General features: G+C 55.1%; 14 protein-coding genes. 12 read left to right on the forward strand and 2 right to left on the reverse strand.

The features are described from left to right. Window positions 1-704 precede the first annotated feature (704 nt). Window positions 705-4,424: a choice-of-anchor D domain-containing protein gene (locus D6Z24_RS17830; RefSeq protein ID WP_129127965.1), complete on the forward strand. Its 3,720-nt coding sequence runs from the start codon at window positions 705-707 to the stop codon at window positions 4,422-4,424. A 41-nt stretch (window positions 4,425-4,465) separates the two neighbouring features. Here the strand turns inward: D6Z24_RS17830 and D6Z24_RS21735 are convergent, their stop codons facing one another. Both D6Z24_RS21735 and D6Z24_RS21740 read right to left on the reverse strand, forming a co-directional pair. After that, a complete protein-coding gene (locus tag D6Z24_RS21735; protein ID WP_162605176.1) occupies window positions 4,466-5,830 on the reverse strand; it encodes a hypothetical protein in 1,365 nt (454 codons plus the stop codon). Window positions 5,831-5,881: 51 nt separating this feature from the next. Continuing rightward, the gene (locus D6Z24_RS21740) at window positions 5,882-7,432 is read right to left on the reverse strand and encodes a hypothetical protein (RefSeq protein WP_162605177.1); all 1,551 of its coding nucleotides are present in this window, start codon (window positions 7,430-7,432) and stop codon (window positions 5,882-5,884) included. Window positions 7,433-7,462: 30 nt separating this feature from the next. Here D6Z24_RS21740 and D6Z24_RS21550 point away from each other — a divergent pair, with 30 nt between their 5' ends. The 11 genes from D6Z24_RS21550 to D6Z24_RS17885 all read left to right on the forward strand — a co-directional run bounded on the left by D6Z24_RS21550 (window position 7,463) and on the right by D6Z24_RS17885 (window position 21,901). Continuing rightward, window positions 7,463-9,205: a collagen-like protein gene (locus D6Z24_RS21550; RefSeq protein WP_162605178.1), complete on the forward strand. Its 1,743-nt coding sequence runs from the start codon at window positions 7,463-7,465 to the stop codon at window positions 9,203-9,205. Between the two features lie 299 nt (window positions 9,206-9,504). Beyond that, entirely contained in the window at window positions 9,505-10,317 is an 813-nt protein-coding gene (locus tag D6Z24_RS17840) for an ABC transporter permease (RefSeq protein WP_129127967.1), read from the forward strand. 44 nt (window positions 10,318-10,361) lie between these two features. Then, window positions 10,362-11,642: an ABC transporter ATP-binding protein gene (locus D6Z24_RS17845; protein WP_129127968.1), complete on the forward strand. Its 1,281-nt coding sequence runs from the start codon at window positions 10,362-10,364 to the stop codon at window positions 11,640-11,642. Between the two features lie 23 nt (window positions 11,643-11,665). Then, entirely contained in the window at window positions 11,666-12,625 is a 960-nt protein-coding gene (locus D6Z24_RS17850; RefSeq protein WP_162605179.1) for an ATP-grasp fold amidoligase family protein, read from the forward strand. Further along, window positions 12,612-13,601, forward strand: a complete 990-nt coding sequence (locus D6Z24_RS17855) for a glycosyltransferase (protein WP_129127970.1) — start codon at window positions 12,612-12,614, stop codon at window positions 13,599-13,601. The genes D6Z24_RS17850 and D6Z24_RS17855 overlap by 14 nt, the downstream gene beginning before the upstream one ends. Then, window positions 13,594-15,123 (forward strand): glycosyltransferase, encoded by a 1,530-nt coding sequence (locus tag D6Z24_RS17860; protein WP_129127971.1) that lies wholly within the window; start codon window positions 13,594-13,596, stop codon window positions 15,121-15,123. Before D6Z24_RS17855 ends, D6Z24_RS17860 begins: the two co-directional genes overlap by 8 nt. A 43-nt stretch (window positions 15,124-15,166) precedes the next feature. Beyond that, window positions 15,167-16,270 (forward strand): glycosyltransferase, encoded by a 1,104-nt coding sequence (locus tag D6Z24_RS17865; RefSeq protein WP_129127972.1) that lies wholly within the window; start codon window positions 15,167-15,169, stop codon window positions 16,268-16,270. 2 nt (window positions 16,271-16,272) lie between these two features. Continuing rightward, complete coding sequence (locus tag D6Z24_RS17870) at window positions 16,273-17,817, forward strand: glycosyltransferase family 4 protein (protein WP_129127973.1); 1,545 nt, start codon at window positions 16,273-16,275, stop codon at window positions 17,815-17,817. Window positions 17,818-17,838: 21 nt separating this feature from the next. Next, window positions 17,839-19,020, forward strand: coding sequence for a glycosyltransferase WbsX family protein (locus D6Z24_RS17875; protein ID WP_129127974.1), 1,182 nt, complete (start codon window positions 17,839-17,841; stop codon window positions 19,018-19,020). A 6-nt stretch (window positions 19,021-19,026) separates the two neighbouring features. Beyond that, on the forward strand, window positions 19,027-20,322 hold the full coding sequence (locus D6Z24_RS17880) for a glycosyltransferase family 4 protein (protein WP_129127975.1): 1,296 nt from the start codon (window positions 19,027-19,029) through the stop codon (window positions 20,320-20,322). Beyond that, window positions 20,315-21,901, forward strand: a complete 1,587-nt coding sequence (locus tag D6Z24_RS17885; protein WP_129127976.1) for a glycosyltransferase family 4 protein — start codon at window positions 20,315-20,317, stop codon at window positions 21,899-21,901. Before D6Z24_RS17880 ends, D6Z24_RS17885 begins: the two co-directional genes overlap by 8 nt. The last annotated feature ends 103 nt before the right edge of the window (window positions 21,902-22,004 follow it).

The following is a 22,004-nucleotide window of genomic DNA, read 5'->3' on the forward strand; positions in this document are numbered from 1 at the left end:
ATTACCCGCTCATCAATCATCCAACATTGCCCCCTCTATATCTTTGGATGTAGGGAGGAGGGGACAGACAGATGGCTGGGCCAGCCCCCTCTATACCTTTAGATATGGGGCAAATCCACCCGTTCCTCACCCACATGTGGGTAAAACACTTACAACGTCCTACGCCTTTCCCCCACACCAACATATGAAAATGTAGAAAATTCGATACTTATAAATAATTCATACATTGGTACCAATGTTGCTAACTTCGCCACCCATTGCTTGACCGTTACCAAGCGCCCTGCCCTCCATCACCGCAATCAGCCTCACCCGTAACGGACAATGACTTTCGTATGACACGTACAAAGAGCACAGCCCCTTTCCTCTCGCAGAGGTTTCATCGGAGACTTCCGGGGAACGGCGACAAGTGCGTCGAAGGGTCGCATAGGGCCTGAAGCCCCTCCTTTGCGAAGGGTTCATCAGGAATTCAGGGGAAGCAGGTGTGCGTTCCTCTTGAAGCAGTGAACATGACACCACGTTCCCCCCTTTGCGAAGGGGGGGCAGGGGGGATTTGCCTTTGTCAGGCCACGATCCCCCCCTAAATCCGCCTCCGCACAGGGGTCCTTAACCAAAATGACTTGCGAGAGCCTGGGCACTGCCCGCCCGGCTCTCATTTCAGCGCTGCCGTCCACCTGCCGGCAGATTTTAATCTAAAGGAGGGTACCGTGACACTTAGAAGCGCCTATCACCTCGCAGCAGCCGTTATTCTATTACTGCTGTCGCTGCAACCGGCCCGCGCCTCCACCTGGAATGCGTCCGTGGTCGACAACTCGGCGAGCGCCACCGGAAAGAACCTCTCCGTGGCGGTCGATCCGGCCGGCAAGCTCTACCTGGGCTACCTGGACACCTCGACCTCGGGGGCCCCGTATCTTAAATACGCCAACAACGTGTCTGGGGGCTGGTACACGGAGAGCCTGAAGAACGTCCTCCCGAACGCGAGCGACGCCTCGACGGCGACCGTCTATACGCCCGGCGGGCCGCGCATCATGGCCTATTCCTACAACTCCGCCACCGGACGGACCATGTACCAGGGGGCCAGGAAGATCAACGGCGACGGCTGGCAGCTCCAGGACATCGGCGGCGGCATCAACCCGCTCGACGGGAGCACGGAGGAGGCGATGACCGCCATCGCCACCGGCACCCAGACCGGAGCCGTCCAGTACATGGGCTTCACCTTCATCACCTTCAACAACGGGAACAAGCTGAAGTACGCCAACGAGCGCGACATGGCCTGGTACGAGTTCTCTACGACCGGGGTGCAAAGCGATCTCGCCATCGACGGTCTCGGCAGCGTGCACGTGGTCTACGCCGACTCAAACGGCAAGCTCATGTACGCGAAGAACCCGACCGCGGCCGGGCAGGCCTCGGTACTGCAGTCGGTCACCGGCAGCGCCCTCGTCAACCCCGCCATCGCCATCGACGGCAACAACGTGCTCCACGTCGTCTACAGCTACGGCAGCGGCTCCAGCTACAACGTCTGGTACACCAGCAAACCCGCCTCGGGAGGCGTATGGAGCGCTCCGGTCAACCTCGGCGCCTGCGGCAGGACCGGCGGCTACCTCTCGCTCAAGGTCGACGGCGCCAACAACGTGCATGCCGCCTGGTACAACAGCGGCACGAATGCCCTCGCCTACGCCATGAAGAGCGCGGGGGGCTCCTCCTTCGGCGCCGTCGACACCATCACCTACACCGGTGCGAGCCGCGACTACGGGCAGTACGCCGCCCTCGCCATCGACCAGTACAACCGGGTGAACATCGCCTTCTACGACGCGGCCAACACCGCGCTCATGGTGGCGACCAAACCGGCCCCGGCCATCGACGCCGCCCCTGCGCCGCTTCTCTTCGGTTATACGGCACAGGGCTCCGCCTCGGTGAAAAACGTCACCGTCACCAACCGCGGCACCACCAACCTCACCCTCTCCGGCGTCCCGACCATCTCCGGGGCGAACGCTTCCGAGTTCGTGGTGACTAGCAACAACGGCTGCACCGCCGGGCTTTCCCTCGCCCCCGGGGCAAGCTGCAGCACCGAGGTCCGCTTCTCGCCGCTCGCCGCCGGCGACAAGAGCGCCCTCCTCAACGTCGCCTCGAACGACCCGAACTTCCCGGTCAAGCAGGTGACGCTTAAGGGGACCACCACGCAGGCTGCCAACTACACCATCTACACCGCGGTCTACAACACCTCTATGGTTCCCGACATCGGCGGCACCATCTCCCCCTCCGGCGCGGTGAGCGCTACGGGCGGGCTCAACAAGACCTTCGCCATCACGCCGAACCCGGGTTACCTGATCGCCGGCGTCTACGTGGACGGCACCGGACCGGACAACATGGGGACCCCGCTCGGCGCGGTCACCTCCTACACCTTCCCCGAGGTGAGCGCGAACCACAGCATCACCGCCGTCTTCTACCCGGTGGTGCCGGTCACCTCCTGGGGGGTCACCACGGTCGACAACACGGGCACCGACACCGGCAAGTTCTGCTCCATGGCGACCAACCCGGAAAACGGCAAGCTCGCCATCGGCTACCTGGACAACTCCGCGGCGACACCGGTGCTGAAACTCGCCACCAACGCCTCGGGCTCCTGGAGCGCGTCGCAGACGATCCCGATCCCCAACGTCACCAACGCGGGAACCGCGACGGTCTACACCCCGGCCGGTCCCAGGGTCATGGCCTACACCTACGACCCGGTAACCCTGAAGAGGAAGTACGTCTCGGCGAGAAAGTGGAGCGACCTAAACCCTGCGGGCTACGCGGGCGCCCCCTTCTACGTCTCGGTGGACGCCAACAACTGGCAGCTGCAGGACATAGCGGGCGGCCTCGACCCCATGGGTAACCCGCAGCCCGCCATCTCCAACACCACCACGGACACCTTCACCGGCGCGGTGCAGTTCTGCCAGGGCTCCCCCTGCAGCATGACCAACAGCAACACCTTCATAAGCTACACCGACGGCTACAACCTCTGGTACGCGAACGAGCGCGACATGTACTACCACGAGTTCGAGCCGACGCTTCCCCAGGCGGGCGCGGGGAAACAAAGCGACCTCGCCCTCGACTCGCTGGGCAACATCCACATCGTCTACTACAACCCGACCAACGGCAGCCACGGCCGCCTGATGTACGCAGAGAACCCGACCGCGCTGGAAAGCGGCTTCGTCACCTCGACGCTCACCGACACCACGGTCTCCTCGCCGGCCATCACCGTCGACAACAACGACCTCCTGCACGTGGTCTACGTCGACGCGAACAAACGCCTGCAGTACATCAACAAGCAGGCGGCCACCGGCGGCACTTGGAGCGCCCCCTACGACCTCGGGCCCGTCGGCAGCGCCGGGGCCTTCACCTCGATCAAGGCAAACGGGCTCGACATCGTGCACGTTGCCTTCTACAGCAACAACGGAGGCGGCACCGGCCAGCTCATGTACGCGCAGCGCTCCCCTAACGGCGTCTGGACCACCCCGGCCGCGGTCCCCGACAGCGGCAGCACCAACTACGGCCAGTACACAGCGCTCGTCGTCGACGCGAATCACAACGTGAACATCGCCTACTACGACGTCACCAACACGGCCCTGAAGGTCGCGACGAAGCTCCTCCCCGTCATCTCCGCCACCCCCAACCCGGCGGCCTTCGGCTCCGTCTCCATCAACGCGAGCGCCACGAAGACGGTCACGGTCACCAACGCCGGGCAATACAACCTGAGCGTGGGGAGCGCGACCATCACCGGAACCAACGCGGCGCAGTTTGCAATCACCGCCAACGGCTGTGCCGGGGTCTCCCTCGCACCGGCGGCAAGCTGCAACATCACCATGAGCTTCACCCCGGCAAGCGCGGGGGCGAAGAGCGCGCTCCTGCACATCCCGTCCAACGACCCGTACGCTGCCGACCGGCAGGTATCGCTCTCCGGCAGCGGCGTGAGCAGCTACGTGATCCACGCGAGCGCTGGGGCCGGGGGAAGCATCACCCCTTCCGGCGACGTGAACGTTGCCGCGGGGGCGTGCCAGAGCTTCACCACCATGCCGGATAACGGGTTCACCTTCGGCGACTTCCAGGTCGACGGAGCCTGGCAGAACAGCGCATCCACAAGCTTCACCTTCTGCCCGGTGAACGGCGACCACGCCATCTACGCCTTCTTCAAGTCCCCCTTCCGCATCATGGGGACCCAGGAGTATTACGGCTCGCTGCAGGCGGCCTACCAGGCATCCTTCTCCGGAAGCGTGATCCAGAGCCTCGCGGTGACCACCCTCGAGGACCTGCTCTTTGACGCGGACCGCTCCGTCACGGTAAGAGGCGGCTACGACGGCCAATTCCAGAACCAGACCGGTTCGACACAGCTCCACTCGCTGACGATAAACAACGGCGAGGCCGTCCTCGATGGGCTGGTACTGCAATAGCCCTGTGAAACTTACTTATTGAAATTTTCGATGCTCAATTTTTAAAGGAGGCAGATCCAATGGGAAAGAAGTTCAAGAGAAGGCAGTACTACAGGAGCCTTGGCATGGCCACGCTGCTCGTGGGACTGGTTTCCGGCGCAGCCAGCGCCGAGGTGAACCGACTCACCGTCAAGGACAGTACCGGCAGCACCACCTTCAACGTGACCGCAGACGGCAACGTAAGCGCCACCTCCTACGCGGGCGACGGCTCGAACCTCACCAACACGCTGCACCAGCAGGGTGATTGGAGTGCTACGCCCGGCTACGCAAAAGACTCCGTGGTGCAATACAACGGCAGCTCCTACGTGGCGCTTCGCGCCAACATCAACGCCGTACCCGACCAGTCGCCGCTCGACTGGAAGCCCATGGCCGCCAAGGGTGAAACCGGCGCCACCGGAGCCCAGGGTCCCCAGGGTCCCCAGGGTCCCCAGGGTATTCAGGGTATCCAAGGCGTCCAGGGGGAGATCGGCCCGACCGGTCTGCAAGGCCCCAAGGGCGATCAGGGCATCCAGGGTGTGAAAGGTGACACCGGCCTCCAAGGTCCGCAGGGTATCCAGGGTGAGATCGGTCCGCAGGGACCGAAGGGCGACCAAGGCATCCAAGGCATCCAGGGCCCCATCGGCCTCACCGGCCCGCAGGGTCCCAAAGGGGACACCGGCGCAACCGGTCCGCAAGGCGAGCAGGGTATCCAGGGCATCCAGGGTGTTCAGGGTGCCGTAGGCCCCATGGGCGCGACCGGACCGCAGGGTCCGCAAGGTCCGCAGGGTCCGCAGGGTCTGGAGGGACCGCAAGGGCCTGAAGGTGGGCCGGGCCCCAGAGGCATTATCTGGCAAGGCGAGTGGACCCCGCGTGATTACAACACCACCGAGGCCGTGCAGTACCAGGGAAGCACCTACTTGGCCACCAGCGCGGCGACCGCGAACGACGTCCCCGGCACCAGCACCACCATCTGGCAGATCGTCGCCCTGAAAGGGCTCGACGGTGCCGCAGGTGCAACCGGCCCGCAAGGCGAACCCGGCCAGACCGGTCCCATCGGCCTCACCGGCCCGCAGGGCCCCAAAGGGGACACCGGCCTCACCGGTCCGCAAGGTCCCGAAGGGGCGCAAGGCATCCAGGGCGTAGCAGGTCCCGCTGGCCCCACCGGCCCGCAGGGTCCGAAAGGCGACACCGGTCTCACCGGCCCGGCTGGTCCGCAGGGCGAGCAGGGTATTCAAGGCGTAGCCGGTCCCGCAGGTCCGACCGGTCCGCAGGGTCCCAAAGGCGACACCGGTCTCACCGGTCTCACCGGTCTCACCGGCCCGCAAGGCGCGCAGGGCGAGCAAGGTATTCAGGGCGTAGCCGGTCCCGCAGGTCCGACCGGTCCGCAAGGTCCCAAAGGCGACACCGGCCTCACCGGCCCGCAAGGTCCGCAGGGGGTGTCAGGTCCGATGGGCCCGACCGGTCCGCAGGGCGAGCAAGGTCTGCAGGGTCCCGCAGGTCAGGGGATGACCTGGAAAGGCGAGTGGGCAGCCGGAACTTACATGAAGACCGACGCCGTGCAGTACAGCGGCAGCACCTACATCGCCGTGGCAGATGCAACCGTCAACGACGTTCCCGGCCCGGGAAGCAGCGTGTGGCAGCTCGTAGCCGCTAAAGGTCTCGATGGTGCCGCAGGCGCGACCGGCCCGCAAGGCCCGGCAGGTGCAGACGGTGCAGCAGGCGCGACCGGTCCTCAGGGTCCGAAGGGCGATCAAGGCATCCAGGGCATCCAGGGACCCAAGGGCGATATCGGCCCGATCGGTCCTGAAGGGGCGCAAGGTATCCAGGGTGTGGCAGGTCCCGCAGGCCCCATCGGCCCGCAGGGTCCGAAAGGCGACCAGGGTCTCCAAGGCCCGATCGGCTTGACCGGCCCGGAAGGTCCCCAGGGCATTCAAGGCGTGGCAGGTCCCGCGGGTCCGATCGGCCCGCAAGGTCCCAAAGGCGACACCGGTCTTACCGGCCAGGCGGGTCCGCAAGGGGAGCAGGGCATTCAGGGTGTAGCAGGTCCCGCAGGCGCAACCGGTCCGCAGGGCCCGCAGGGTGTGGCAGGTCCGATGGGCCCGACCGGTCCGCAAGGCGAGCAAGGTCTGCAGGGTCCCGCAGGACAGGGGATGACCTGGAAAGGCGAGTGGGCAGCCGGAGACTACGTCAAGACCGACGCCGTGCAGTACCAGGGAAGCACCTACATCGCCGTAGCGGCGGCAACCGTTAACGACGTCCCCGGCCCGGGAAGCAGCGTGTGGCAGCTTGTCGCCGCAAAAGGTCTCGACGGTGCGACCGGCCCGCAAGGTCTCAAGGGCGACCAAGGCAGCCAGGGCCTCAAAGGCGACCAAGGTCTCCAAGGGCCGATCGGCCTGACCGGTCCGGAAGGTCCCCAGGGCATTCAGGGCGTCGCAGGTCCCGCAGGCCCGACCGGTCCGCAAGGGCCCAAGGGTGACACCGGCCTTACCGGCCCGGCAGGTGCGCAAGGCGAGCAGGGGATTCAGGGTGTGGCAGGCCCGGCTGGTCCGCAGGGTCCCAAAGGCGACCAGGGTCTCCAAGGGCCGATCGGCTTGACCGGTCCGGAAGGTCCCCAGGGCATTCAGGGCGTCGCAGGTCCCGCAGGCCCGACCGGTCCGCAAGGTCCCAAGGGTGACACCGGTCTTACCGGTCCTGCAGGTCCCGAAGGTCCGCAGGGGGTTGCCGGTCTCACTGGTCCGGCGGGTCCGCAGGGTATCCAGGGGGCGCAAGGCGAGGCAGGTCAGCAAGGGCAAAAAGGGATGAACTGGAAAGGAGAGTGGGCAGCCGGAGACTACGTTGTCGACGATGCCATCCAGTACAACGGCAGCAGCTACATCGCTGTAGCCGCCGCAACCGTCAACGACGTTCCCGGTGCAAGCCAGGCATGGCAGCTTATGGCAGCCAAGGGTGCGGAAGGCCCGTCCGGTCCGGTTGGTCCGCAGGGTATCCAAGGACCTCCGGGAGAGCCCGGACTTCCCGGGTTGATCGGTCTTACCGGTCCGCAGGGGCCGCAGGGCATCCAAGGTCCCAAAGGCGACACCGGGGCAACCGGTCCCGAAGGGCCGCAGGGCGTAGCAGGCGCGACCGGTCCGCAAGGTCCGAAGGGTGATGCCGGTGCAACGGGTCCGCAAGGTCCGCAGGGTATCCAAGGCCCGCAAGGCCCCGCAGGATCACCTGACACCCCGAATGACATCATCACCAAGATCGCCACTCCGATAAATGGCGGGGTGCTTGCTGTCCAGCAGGAAGTCACAGAAGCTTCTTCATCAGTAAAATTCGCAGTAAAAGATGCTTCTGGTAATACCAAGATTGCAGCAGTTGCCAATGGCACGTTCGGTATCGGCACAGGAACTCCCGCCAGAGCATTGGAGGTAAGAGGAGCCGATGGTACAGGCCCTTACGGCGCGTTTACTACGATACGGAACTCAGCGTTTGCTGGTGGCTTCGTTTTCTCACACGCACGCGGCACTTCTGCCAGCCCAGCCCCCCTATCAGCAGGTGACAGGATAGGGAGCTTGTTCTTCAAAGCATATGATGGGCAGTACAGCAACCCGTCTCAGCAAGATGGCAGTGCTGCGAGTATAGAAGTCTTTACTGAAGGTCCTTTCTCAACCTACTCCCCTGGCTTCATAACGTTCTCTACAACTCCGACAGGAGTGAAGGACCCAGTCGAAAGGTTACGAGTAACGTCAACAGGCAATGTTGGCATCGGCAGCACATCTCCTTCGGAGAAACTGGAGGTAGTTGGAAGTGTAAAAGCATCAGCCTTCATCGGTGATGGCTCTAAGCTCACCAACCTCCCCATCGGCGGGTCTTGGGGGGCAATAACCGGCTCCCTGACCAGTCAGACCGACCTTCAAAATGCCTTAAACGCAAAACAGAACACTCTCGGTTTTACGCCAGAGTCTGTAGCGTCTAAAGGTATAGCAAATGGTTACGCGTCATTGGATGCAACGGGAAAAGTTCCAGCTTCTCAGTTGCCGAATACAGAGACCCAATCTACCATTATAAGCAAAGTAGCGACTCCTACAGATGGTATTACTTTAACAGTTCAGCAAGGTGCGACTGAAGCTGCGACCGCCGTGAAATTGGCCATTAAGGACACTGCAGGTAACATCAAAGTTGCGGCAACACCAAGTGGGACGTTTGGCATCGGGACAGGAACTCCTGCAAGAACCCTCGAGGTTCGAGGGGCAGATGGCACCGGACCTTATGGTGCGTTCACCACAATCCGCAGCTCGGCATATGCGGGCGGATTCATATTCTCTCACGCACGCGGAACCTCTGCCAGCCCCTCGCCACTGAACACAGGCGATCGGATCGGTAGTATGTTCTTCAAGGCATACGATGGTCAGAATAGTAATCCATCTCTCCAAGACAGTAGTGCTGCGAGCATAGAAGTATTCACAGAAGGGCCGCTCTCAACATATTCCCCTGGATACATTGTATTTTCCACATCGCCCTCTGGAGCCAAAGATCCCGTGGAGCGCTTACGTGTAACTTCTTCCGGCAATGTCGGTATCGGCAGCAGCACACCATCTCAGAAATTAGAGGTGGCCGGTGGAGTCAAATTAAATACTAACGCCCTTTCACAACCCATTTGCGACGATGCCAATCAATCAACCCGTGGCACCATCTGGGTGACTCAGGGGGCTACTGATGACGCCGTTGAGGTTTGTGCCAAAGTAGGTGGGGTGCTGCAGTGGAAGAGAATTTTGTGGTAGATTAAAAATAATCTTTTTCAAACATAGAGGGGGGGGGTAGCATAGGCTACCCCCTTTTTGTCTTTAAGCCTGCATTACTATAACCTTGACAGCTGTTACATGTACGACTCCTTATTTCCCTGGAGTTTTTCTCACCTTTCGTTTATGTTAACAAGGCTTGTTTCCACGTGTTTTAGGCTGTCGCTATCTTGTCTTCCCGGAAGTGGCAATGCAAGGGGCTCGGGAATTTCCTCTGCGTTCAATGCCAGAATACCCCAAATGTCTTAGCTTACGTCTTAAAAACTTTTGGAAAAAAAATTATGAATGCCATAAGACAGTTTCTAGCATTTTTGGCAGAACTTCTGACGAAACGTCACATCATAGTAGAACTGACGAAAGCCGACTTTAAGAGAAAATACCTTGGGTCATACCTAGGAATATTTTGGGCCTTCATCCATCCCACTATTTATATAGCCATCGTGTGGTTTGTATTCCAAGTAGGATTTAAAACTCAACCTATGGACAACTTCCCATTTGTCCTCTGGATGTTATCAGGCATAGTCCCGTGGTTCTTCTTCGCCGAATGTCTATCAAGCGGGGCTAGCAGCATTGTAGAAAACTCATTTCTTGTGAAAAAAGTTGTTTTCAGTATTGGAATGTTGCCTGTTATAAAGATATTTTCAAGCCTGATCATTCACGTATTTTTCATTTTAATCATATTCACAATGTTTGGCATATACGGGTATTCTCCTTCGCTGTACAATCTCCAGGTGTTTTACTATCTTATCTGTGCAATTATCTTGTTGCTTGGTCTATCATGGCTAACATCATCACTGACATTATTCATACGCGACACAGGTCAGATAGTGAACATGATTCTTCAATTTGCTTTTTGGATGACCCCTATATTCTGGTCTCCTAAACATTTATCGACCAACACTTTGAATTTAATCAAGCTGAACCCAGTTTATTATATAGTTGAAGGATATAGAGAAAGCTTCATTTACAAGCAATGGTTTTGGGAATCCCATTACACACTCACTATATATTTCTGGTCTGTTACCACATTCATTTTCTTCGTTGGCGCGATCGTATTCAGGAGACTTCGTCCACATTTTGCTGACGTAATTTGAATAGTTCATAGATAAACGCCAGACTTCAGGCGAAGAAGGACTACATGAGTGACAAAACTGTTATCGATGTATGCAATCTAACTAAAACATATAAGCTTTACGACTCTTCTCGGGATAGATTAAAGGAGGCACTTCACCCATTACGCAAGAAGTATCACCAAGAATTTTATGCCATAAAAGATGTCACTCTCAGCATTTGCCGCGGGGAAACTGTAGGCATTATCGGTCAAAACGGTGCAGGTAAATCCACTTTACTGAAAATGATTACAGGCGTTCTTACACCTTCTACTGGCTCTGTCACAGTGAACGGTAGAATATCAGCTCTACTAGAGCTAGGAGCCGGATTCAATCCACAGTTGACCGGCCTTGAAAATGTTTACTTCAATGGAACGCTTATGGGCTACACGCACGCCCAGATCGATGACAAATTACAAGAGATACTGTCTTTCGCAGATATTGGCGATTTCATCCGTCAACCGGTGAAGACGTACTCCAGTGGCATGTTTGTCCGTCTGGCGTTTGCAGTTGCGGTCAACGTTGAGCCTGAAATACTGATAGTAGACGAGGCCCTTTCAGTCGGCGACATGATGTTCCAAGCAAAATGCTACGACAAAATCAGAGACTTGATGTCAAACGGGGTTACCACGCTCTTCGTAACACACAACATGAACACAATTTCCTCACTTTGCAACAGAGCCTACATGCTCGACGGCGGCAGGGTATTTGCCCAAGGTCCTCCGAATGAGGTAGCGCAGGCCTACTTCAGACTACAGAGGGAGCGTGAACATGCACGACAAGCAATAACATCTGCAACTCCAAAGCCCGCTTCCCAGGAACCCGCGAAGACAACAACTCAACAGGAGAAAAATCCAACAGCGGGAAAAGAAAACTTCATCAGTGGCGCGGCCGAAATCATAGAATTCAAGGTCTTTGATGAGGATGGTGCAGAAACTGTTGCACTTCAGACTGGCAGCACGTTCAGTGTCTGGATGAAAGTTGTTTTCCGGGACACTGTCATGACCCCTTGCGTAGGCATGATGATCAAAAGTCTCCAAGGGCAGAATTTACTAGGAGTCCATTCCTACCATGAGCGTCGAATGCATATCGGCGCCAAGCATCACAATGATGAAATGATGGTTACTTTTAAATGTAAGATGTTACTAAATCCAGGCAAGTATCTTCTGAACCTATCAATTTCGGAACACTCTACTGACTACGAATATACTAGTATTGACGTCAAATCAAGTATAGCGGTACTTGAAGTATACGGTAAAGAATTTGCTTTTGGCTTAGTACATAACAATGGATCAATTTCTATTCAATAACCATAACTATGGGAAATAATTCCTTGTTGAAATTCATTGTTAGTTTTTTAGAAGTAACTGAGCGCTTCGGAGTCAAGTTAAAGGGAAAATATCGCCCCTACGATTGCTTCCCTTTAATGTTTATTATTGATGCCATACTATGGCCATCTGATTTGTACAAGATCCTAACTGATTATAAAAAAAGATTTGGCTCGACTCCCAACCTAGTAGTGCCGAGAACATTCAACGAGCATATACAGCGATCCAAGCTGACTACACGAAAAATGATTTACATCGATTTTGCTGACAAAATTAGAGTCAGAGATTACGTTGAGAAGATTATTGGCAAACAATATTTGATTGAAATTTTATGGACTGGGACAGATATTCGCGACGTTAACAAGGAAAGGCTTCCAGAATCTTTCATTATTAAAGCGAATAACGGTTCAGGAATGAACTTAGTAGTTCCAGATAAAAAAGCAGCTGACTGGTTAAGCATTCATAGCCTCACACAACAATGGCTATGCCGTGACTTTTCGAAATATTTTGCAGAATGGCAATATCGGTGGGTGAGGCCTCAATTGTTAATCGAACCATTGCTTACGTTTGAGGGCAGAATCCCATATGACTATAAGTTCTTTTGCTTCAATGGAAAAGTTGAACTAATTCAAGTCGACATGGATCGCTTTACAAACCACACATTGACTCTGCTTAATAGACAATTTAAGGTCCTACCTATACGTCATGTGTATCCTTGCCATCAGGGAACATTAGTCAGGCCAGCATGTTTAGATGAAATGATAAACCTTGCTGAAAAGTTAGCAGGAAAAGAAAAGTTTATTCGGATTGACTTTTACGATGTCAACGGGAGACCAATTTTTGGTGAGATAACCCTTCACCCTTCTGCGGGACGTGAACATTTTGAACCGCCTATTTGGGATAAGAGGTTAGGCGACATTTTGTCCCGTAAGTGTGCTGGAGACACCCTGATTGAAAAACAATAATTACAACTTTCAACGGGAATCTGTGAGTGGTTTAGTATCGGTTATTATGAGCGTTTACAACGCTGCCGACTACTTAGCTGAGGCAGTGTCCAGCATCCTCAATCAGACCTACAGAGACTTAGAGTTTATCATCATCAACGATGGTTCCACAGATCACACGAGGGAAATTCTCGAGTCTTATTCAGACCAGAGGATCCTCTTGCTCCACCAGGAGAACGCGGGGCTTACCAAGTCACTCAATCGAGCTCTCAGCTTAGCCAGAGGAGAATTTATAGGTCGGCAGGACGCAGACGACGTCTCCATGCCAGATCGATTCCAGACGCAAGTCCAGTTTCTAAGAGACAAGCCAGATGTCGCCATGGTTGGTTCGTCTGTAAAAGTCATAGATACGCAAGGCGACGAGCTTGCTTTCTTCAACCCTCCCTGCGATTCAGACACCATCCGGCACAAGCTCAAATCTTACAATTGTTTCTGGCACGGATCCGTCCTCTTCAGGCATAGCTCAATCAAGGCCGTGGGCGGATATACTGAAGCTTTCACCACGGCGCAGGACTACGACTTGTGGCTGCGCTTCGCACAAAGATATCCACTTGAGAACCTTCCGACCCCTTTGTACGCTTACCGCTTCAATCCCAATGCAGTTACATTCAAAAGAATAATTTCACAACAACGATTGGCGCAAGTAGCGAGGGAACTTGCCAAAGCAAGAGAAAATGGCCAACCTGAAGACGCAGTGCTCCAAGGGCTCTCCACCTTTCTTGCCGCACCACTGACCGGTGCAGAAGGGAAAGAAATCGTGCAGAGTTATAAGCCATGGTGCCGCTTGCTATTGAACAAAAACAAACTTGACGCTGCTAGGGCCCTTATGAGCGCCGTTTTTAAGTACCATCCTAGTTTTGTCTTCAGGACGCGATTTACCTTTACAAAACATCTTCTTTCAAGAAGCCAGCTCGAACGTGTACTTGAAAATGCCTAAGATAAAAGTCCTTTACATATCTCACTCCCCATACATGTATGGCGCCGAAGGATGTCTGCTCACGCTGGTCCAGCATCTTGATCTAAGCAAGTTTGTGCCTATTGTGGTAGTTCCTGCGGAAGGCCCGCTTCAAGCACGCCTTCACAACTTGGGCGTCAAAACCTTGGTGCACCGGTGTGAATGGTGGGCAAAAAACGAAGGAGACATGTGCTTTGGCCAACAGGATAGCGAAGCTAGAATTCAACACCTTGTGGAAATAATCAGGGATGAGGTGCCAGATATTGTCCACACTAGCACATCTGTCATCTGGGAAGGCGCGGTTGCTGCATCATTGACCGGGACAAGGCATATCTGGCATATCCATGAAGCACTAGAGGGACACCCGAGCCTCTCGCCCCTCATTCCAATCCCCTTACTTCACAAAGTCATCGATCTTCTTTCAGAAGTAGTCGTAGTAGTTTCTTCAGAAGCCATGGCCGAACTGGCGCGAGATATTCCGAAAACGAAACTTGTGACGATCCACAACGGCATCGAGAGTAGCAAATACAACCCGGGTTCCGACAATTCTCTCCGAACTGAGCTGGGATTTGCGCCGAATGATATCGTCGCCCTGACGGTCGCTTCTTTGCGCAAGTACAAAGGAGTAGACAATTTAATTGAAGCGGCTGCAATGACTAAGACACAAGACTCGAGGATCAAGTTCGTTGTCGCAGGAAAGGGCCCAGACGAGACCCGTAACGCACTGCTACAAACTATATCCCGATTAGACCTCGCCGACACCGTGTTTCTCATCGGACATAGAACAGACGTCCCTAAATTGCTTGCTGGCGCCGACGTCTTCGTGCTCCCGTCCCGAAAAGAAGGCTTCCCACTTGTCGCATTAGAAGCTATGGCTTCAGGCAAGCCAGTTGTTGCCACCGATTGCGGTGGGACCGCGGAAATGATTGTGAACGGTGAAACTGGGTTCATCGTGCCTGTTGATGACCCTCAGGCCTTAGCCGAGAACATCTGCGCGTTATGCCGAAATCGTGAGACGATGTCATTAATGGGGATGGCAGCCTATAAACACTTCGTCAAAAGCTATGATGCCCAAATCTACGTCAGGAGATTCCAGTCACTTTATGAGGACCTAGTCGCAACGCCACGATTGGCAACCCAACCCCAACGAGATCCCGCCATGTTCAGGTCTCTTCTAGATTCGTACCAACGCTACATCAACCTAATGCAGCAGCTGGCAAACAAGGAGCAAGATTTAGCATTAACAAAAGTAGAGGTAGTGACCGCAGAAAGGATACGGACACAACTTGAAAAACAGCTCCAGGCCATGGCCGCTAAGGCGGCAGAGTACGAGCAACGCTGCGAGGCTCTGGCAGAGCTTGAACAAGCAAGGGAACTGGAATGCATCAGGTTAGAAGGGGTCTTGGAGACGAGGGAACAACAGTTAGCGGCCTTGCTGAACTCCTGGAGCTGGCGGATTACATCACCTTTGAGGAAAGCCCTGGACTTTTTTGAAAAAAAATAATAATCCTAGACACATTACACGTCCAAAAGAGCAAGTAAGAGCTATGCAAAATACAGACTGTCCTCACAAAAAAGCCAAGTACATACCGTCTGTCTATATTGCATCCTTCCCCACCCCCGCCGACGACACATACTATTTTTGGCTATACTATGAAGCTCTTGAGAAACAGGGTTATCACCTTGTCGATACACGAGGTGTAAGGCTGGGAGAAACCTGGCTGGAAGAAAATGCAGGTAAGATCAGCATTATACATTTTCACTGGCCGGCATACATTTACTCAAAAGAGGCGCCATGGGAGTTCTTCAAGAGTTTTCTTTCCTTCTGTAAGCTGCTCTTAAAGGCGCGATCTCTAGGCTACCAGATAGCCTGGACTGTACATAATATATTTCCCCATGAAAGACACAATATCCTCCTTGAGTATCTAACTCGCTTCTGCCTTGCGCATCTTGCAGATGTTATCTTCGTGCACTTCGAGGGGGCGCGACATACGGTTTCAAGAAGGTTCTTAACATTCAAGAACATCCACAAGATTCCCCACGGCAACTTTAGGACGGTTTTCCCAAATAACTGTACAAGGGCCGAAGCAAGGGAGAGACTAGGTCTGCAGCCGGAGTCATTTGTCTACCTTATTTTTGGTCCTGTGAGGCCATACAAAGGTATCGAGGAGGCGGTTGCAGCATTCCGTGAGATTGCCGCCCCCGAAGACATCCTTCTTGTCGCGGGTAATCCATCCGACAGGCACATTAGTGAATGGCTTTCCACCACCGCTGATCTCGACCCGCGGATAGTCCCGCGCTTACGGTTCGTCCTCAAAGAGGATGTCCAATATTACTTCCAGGCCTCCGACGTTGTCTTACTACCCTACAAAAAAATCTTCACATCCGGAAACCTCTTCCTTGCGCTAACCTTCGGCAGACCCGTCGTTTGCCCAAATATAGGGATTATGTCCGAAGTGGTGGATACTGAAGTCGGAATTAAATACGATCTACGTTCGGACGGTTCGAGTCTTATTGAAGCAATGCGGGAGATCAAATGGCGCGACCACAAAAAATGCTGCGAAGCAGCGCTCAAAAAGGCGGAGAGTTTCACATGGGAAGAGGCAGCCGCAATTTCGGCGATGGCGTTCGGTCAGTTTAGGAGGAGCTAGATATGTCCAGCAACGCCTGTGCGTGCAGCAATAAGACCCGAGTGCTCTTCATCTCCCATTCACCACATTTCTACGGAGCCGAACAGAGCCTCTGCTTTTTGCTGGAAAACATCGACCGGACCAAAATCGAACCGGTCGTCGTGCTTCCTCCTTGCCCTTCAGGTTTCAGTGACACCCTGTTCCAACGGATCTCAAAACTAGGAATCAAAATTTACATCGTTGACTCACGCTTATGGCTTGACTTTGTGGCCCCGGAAGTTTTGCCACCTCTACTCTTTACAGAACTGTCTGTCATAGGCCAATATCTGAGGCTTATCACTGAAGAGCAAATCGATGTCGTCTACACCAATACCATCACCAAAATAGCCGGAGCTATTGCCGCGGAAGTAGCAGGTGTCCCACACGTCTATCACGTACGAGAGGTGCTAAAAGACCACCCGCTCAAGTCGCCGTTTAGCGACCGCACCACTTTCACTCTTATAGCTGCTCTGTCCGATCACATCATCACGAACTCTCGGTACGTAGCCCGACAGTTCCAAGGGATCTGCTCCCCAGACAAGATCACAACCGTATACAACGCCGTCGACACCTCATGCTTTGAGACTGTGCCGCCAGAAGAGAACCGATTGAAACGTGAACTGTCCCTCCCAGCAGAGATGCCTCTGATAGGCATCATCGGGACGGTGCACCGCCACAAGAACCACGAGGAACTGATTCGCGCGTTGGGGATAATGCAAGAGCACAACGTGCCTGGACATTTGCTGGTGATCGGAATCAAGGACAAGGAATATTCGGATTACCTGGAAACGATTATAGATTCCTTGAATATCTCTCAGAGGGTGCACTTTCTAGATTTCAGGGACGACATGCCACAGGTACACCACGCCCTCGATCTGCTAGTAGTGGCATCCTTGGGCGAACCTTTTGGGAGGACCACGATTGAGGCAATGGCCGCCGGCAAACCGGTAATTGCCACGAACGCTGGAGCCTCTCCAGAGATCATTGAGGACATGGTGACAGGCATCTTGGTGCCATTGGGCGCCCCGGAACGCATGGCCGATGCCATAGCCAAACTAATCCAGGATCCCCAGTTGGCGCGGGATATGGGTATGCGCGGCAGGGAACGCGGTAAGCAATTTTTCTCACCTGGAAGCTACGTGAATGGTGTTACGGCCGTAATAGAGGAAACTGCCTCGTTGAAGAAAGAGCCGGCAAAGAATCTAGCCTCGGTACTGGCCAGACTTATTGCATTGGTGTCGGCTCAGGAAATCAACTCATTCCTTGCGACAGCAACAGGTGGCCCTCAAGCAGCACCCGAGACATCTTCAGATGCAATTCCTACGGCAATCGCACTGCTGGGGGAAATCGCGTGGCTGCGCGAGCAGTTGGCGCAGAGCAACTGTAAGCTTTCCAGAGCTGTCGAAGTGTCAACACAAATGGAAGGGATGGTTTCCGCACTTAAAAACTCACTTAGTTGGAAACTTACAGCGCCGCTACGCACGATCTCCGCACCGCTTGCGGCGAAACGACAGAAGAATCGAAACTAGATCCGGAGGTTTAGTCACAAAATGTTCAACCTTTTCAAATCAAAGGCAAAAACCGCGCCGGATCTCTCGGAAGAACATGCGCAAAAGGCTCAACCAACCAAATGCCGCGCCCGACTGATTGCACACTATCTACCCCAGTTTCACCCGATCCCGGAAAACGATGAATGGTGGGGTAAAGGTTTCACCGAGTGGACCAACGTGACGAAGGCGAAGCCGCTTTTTGAGGGGCATCAGCAGCCGATACTTCCCGCCGATTTGGGCTTTTACGACCTGCGCGTACCGGAGGTGCGGCAGGCCCAGGCGGAATTGGCGAGGGAACACGGCATAGAGGCTTTCTGTTACTGGCATTACTGGTTCGACGGCAAAAGAATCCTCGAGCGTCCCTTCAACGAAGTGCTGAAATCGGGTGAGCCGGATTTCCCCTTCTGTCTTGGCTGGGCCAACGACAGTTGGACCGGGATCTGGCACGGCTGCGAAGATCGTCTCCTGATCGAGCAGACCTACCCGGGGCCGCGCGACGAGGAGGCACACTTCTATGCGCTCCTTGAAGCTTTCAACGATAAAAGATACGTGAGAGTCGACAACAAGCCTCTGTTTCTCATCTACAAGCCCTACATGCTGAAAGAGCCAAAGCGCTTCCTTGACCACTGGCGTAACCTGGCAGTGAAAGAGGGGCTTGACGGGATCTATTTCGTAGGCAATGCCCGCAACAGCGACTGGCGTTATGAAGCCGACGGCTTTGATGCCATGACGCCGCACAACCCTGGCTTCACTACCTACCATGTCTTTATTCCACATGAAGGGTTGAAACGGCAGATGTGGGACATCAGGTTTCCAGAAAAAACCTTCACAAGTCCCTATATCAAATACTTCCCCGGGCCGGACATCATCCTCTACGAGGACTACATCAAGATCGCCCTCCCCGAGCTCAGAAAGGACTTCGACGAGTTCCCATGCGTGCTGCCCAACTGGGACAACACCGCCCGCTGTGGAATGCGGGGGCAGGTATTCCTCAACTCGACCCCGGAACTCTTCCGGGAACACTTGGAGGAGGCCATCCAACAGGTGTCCCACCGCACGCCCGACAAGCGTTTGATATTCGTGAAATCGTGGAATGAGTGGGCCGAAGGAAACTACCTCGAGCCCGACATGAAGTACGGCAAGGCCTACCTTGAGGCCTGCCGCAACGCGGTTTTGGAGTAAGCACAAATGGCACAGGTGCACCAGCCCCGCAACATCCTCGTCATCAGCCATGTGCTGCCCCACCCACCGTCTGCGGGGAACGAAATACGCATCCTAAAGATGCTCAACTGGCTCAAGGCGGCAGGCTTCAGCATTGTACTTCTTTTGAACCATTCCCAAGTGCCGGACAGCCAGCGTAGAGAACTGGAGCGAATGTTCCACAAGGTTCACTTCATTGGGGACGAATACGGCGAACTCGCCCCTCCTCCCCATGCCGGCGTCGGCAGCGCCATGAGCTCTGTCATATCGCGCGTTCTCGGGAATTCGAGCCTTCATGAGCGCCTTTTCGGGCAGAACCGGGCACAGAAGATCAAGTCTGACGGAGTCAAGAAGTACCTTGCCGCGGACCGGCTGATACAGATAACCCGCTTTATGTGCGAGAAGTACAAGCCATGTGCGGTGCTAGGGGAATACATCTTCACTGCCCCGTGCCTTGACGTTGTCCCCTATGGGGTCTTGAAGATCATCGACACGCACGACATGTTCTCCCGCAAAAAGGAGCAGGTAATCGCCTACGGAATCGACGACCCCCTCCCCTGCTCCCGCCGTGAAGAGCGCGCCTACCTTTTGAAGGCAGATCTTGTCCTTGCCATACAGAGTAACGAAGCGCGGCTTTTCCGCGAGCTGGTGATGGAGCGGGATGTCATCACAGTTGGCATCGACTTCGATGTCGTCCAGAAGGTGGACAACGGCGCCATTACCCCCGGGACGATACTGGCTGTGGGGTCCGACAACCCACTCAACCAGCACGGTCTGCGGCAGTTCTACGAGCACGCGTGGCCGCAGATCCGGGAACGCGTGCCGGAAGCAACTCTTCGGGTGGTAGGAAAGCTCGCCAGGCACCTTAAGACGGACGACCCACGTGTTGAGTTGGCCGGATGGGTAGAGGACCTGAACCAGGAGTATCGCAGGGCAGCGGTGGTAATCAACCCGACGGTGGCGGGCACTGGACTGAAGATAAAAAGCGTGGAAGCACTGTGCCAAGGAAAGGCATTAGTCGCGACGGTCAACAGCGTGGAAGGAATTGACTACGCCGACAAGCCCCCCTATGTAGTCTGCCCTGATTGGACCAGTTTCGCCGATTCCGTGAGTCGGCTCCTACTTACTCCCGCTGAGCGTATCCGCCTCCAGGACGCAGCATTGGATTACGCCAAGAGCAGCTTCCACCCTGATAATGTGTATGCCGAATTAAGGCAAAAGCTGCAGCCACTTCTGGAAGTGGCACTAGCATCTACTGACAGGAAGAGCAACGCAAATGGATAGATTACGCATAGCGATATGGCACAACCTGCCTAGCGGTGGCGGGAAGAGACAACTGTACAACCACGTTAAAGGTCTGCTTGAGCGCGGCCACTACCTGGAATCATGGTGCCCTGACACGGCAGATCAGAAATTCTTGCCGTTAAGCGAACTAATCAAAGAACATGTGGTACCGCTACCCTATCGGGATGAAAGCTTCAGTTCCCCTACCCGTTCCCAGAAGGCCACTCGGCTGTTGATCGAGTCCTTCGAAGAGCACTGCCGGGAGTGCGCCTCACAGATCAACAACGGAAATTTTGATGTTCTGTATGCGAATGCCTGCCTCTATTTCAGAACCACGGCCATCGCCAAGTACGTGGGACTTCCAAGCGCCCTCTACCTAGGGGAACCGTACCGCTGGTTTTACGAGGCATCTCCGGAATTGCCGTGGATAGAGCCACATTTAGAGACCGGGTTCACCCTCGAATCTTTTAAGGAGCAAGTGCGCAGTTGGCTGGTCCTAAGGACTATCAGATTACAGGCTCGTGCCGAGGTAGACAATGCCAAGGCCTTCGATGTGGTGCTTTGTAATTCCATCTACAGCAGGGAAAGTATTCTGCGAGCCTACGACATCGATTCCAAGGTCTGCTATTTGGGCGTGAACACGGAAGACTACCGGCCGACAGGCGAAGAGAAGGAGGACTTTCTGATCGGACTCGGGACACTCTATCGCGGCAAGGGAGTGGACCGTGCCATTCGTGCCGTCGGTGCAGTGGAAGCCGACAAGCGTCCGACGCTTGTTTGGGTTGGAAACGGCGCATCTGAGACGGATCTTGAGAGTTACCATGAACTCGCGAGACAACTTCGCGTAAAGTTCTTCACGAAACTCCACATACCCGATGAGGAGGTAGTCAGCTTACTAAGCAGGGCCCGTGCCATGATTTACACCTCACGGCTCGAACCGTTCGGTCTGGCACCCCTCGAAGCCAACGCCTGCTGTACCCCGGTAATTGGGATCGCTGAGGGGGGCGTGAAGGAGACAGTGAAAGACGGAGTAAACGGCTATCTAGCACTTGACGGGGATACGGACTCACTCGCCGCGCTAATAACCAAGATAATTGACGACCCAGCAGTCACAAAAAAGATGGGGATCAACGCACGCCAGTACGTAGAGCAAAACTGGCACCATGACTTCGGCACCAACAATATAGAACATGCCCTTGTTTCGCTGGTCCACCAAAAAGGTATCAGAGGAATCCTGAACTCGGCTGACATGCGCAATATCTCCCCAACCGGTGATCTCAAAATGAACTTCGATGTAAGGGAGTTCAACGGCAAGCGAGTACGCATAAGCGGGTGGGGAATCATCGATGATGGTAAAGGATCAAAAGGCGCGTCCAGCTTTTTGCTGGTGCAGGGGCGCGAGAAGCGGCGGTTAATCCCCATGAAGAGCGTAAAACGCCTCGATGTTACGAGCCATTTCGGCGGCACTGTCGATTGCGACAACAGCGGTTTTTTCCTCGATTGCGAGGTCGCAGAGGAGGCCCCCAAATTGGGGATAGTCATCGTCCGGGAAGAAAAAGTATCACTCCAGTTTCTATAACCGGCAAGTAAGACCTGCCTCCTGGAACAGTGGCGACTACCGCTCCCAAACCCGCGGGCCTATTCTGACAAAAACGCAAAGGTGGGACTAACATGGGAGGACA

The sequence above is a fragment of the Geomonas oryzae genome (genome assembly GCF_004117875.1).
GTDB lineage: Bacteria > Desulfobacterota > Desulfuromonadia > Geobacterales > Geobacteraceae > Geomonas > Geomonas oryzae.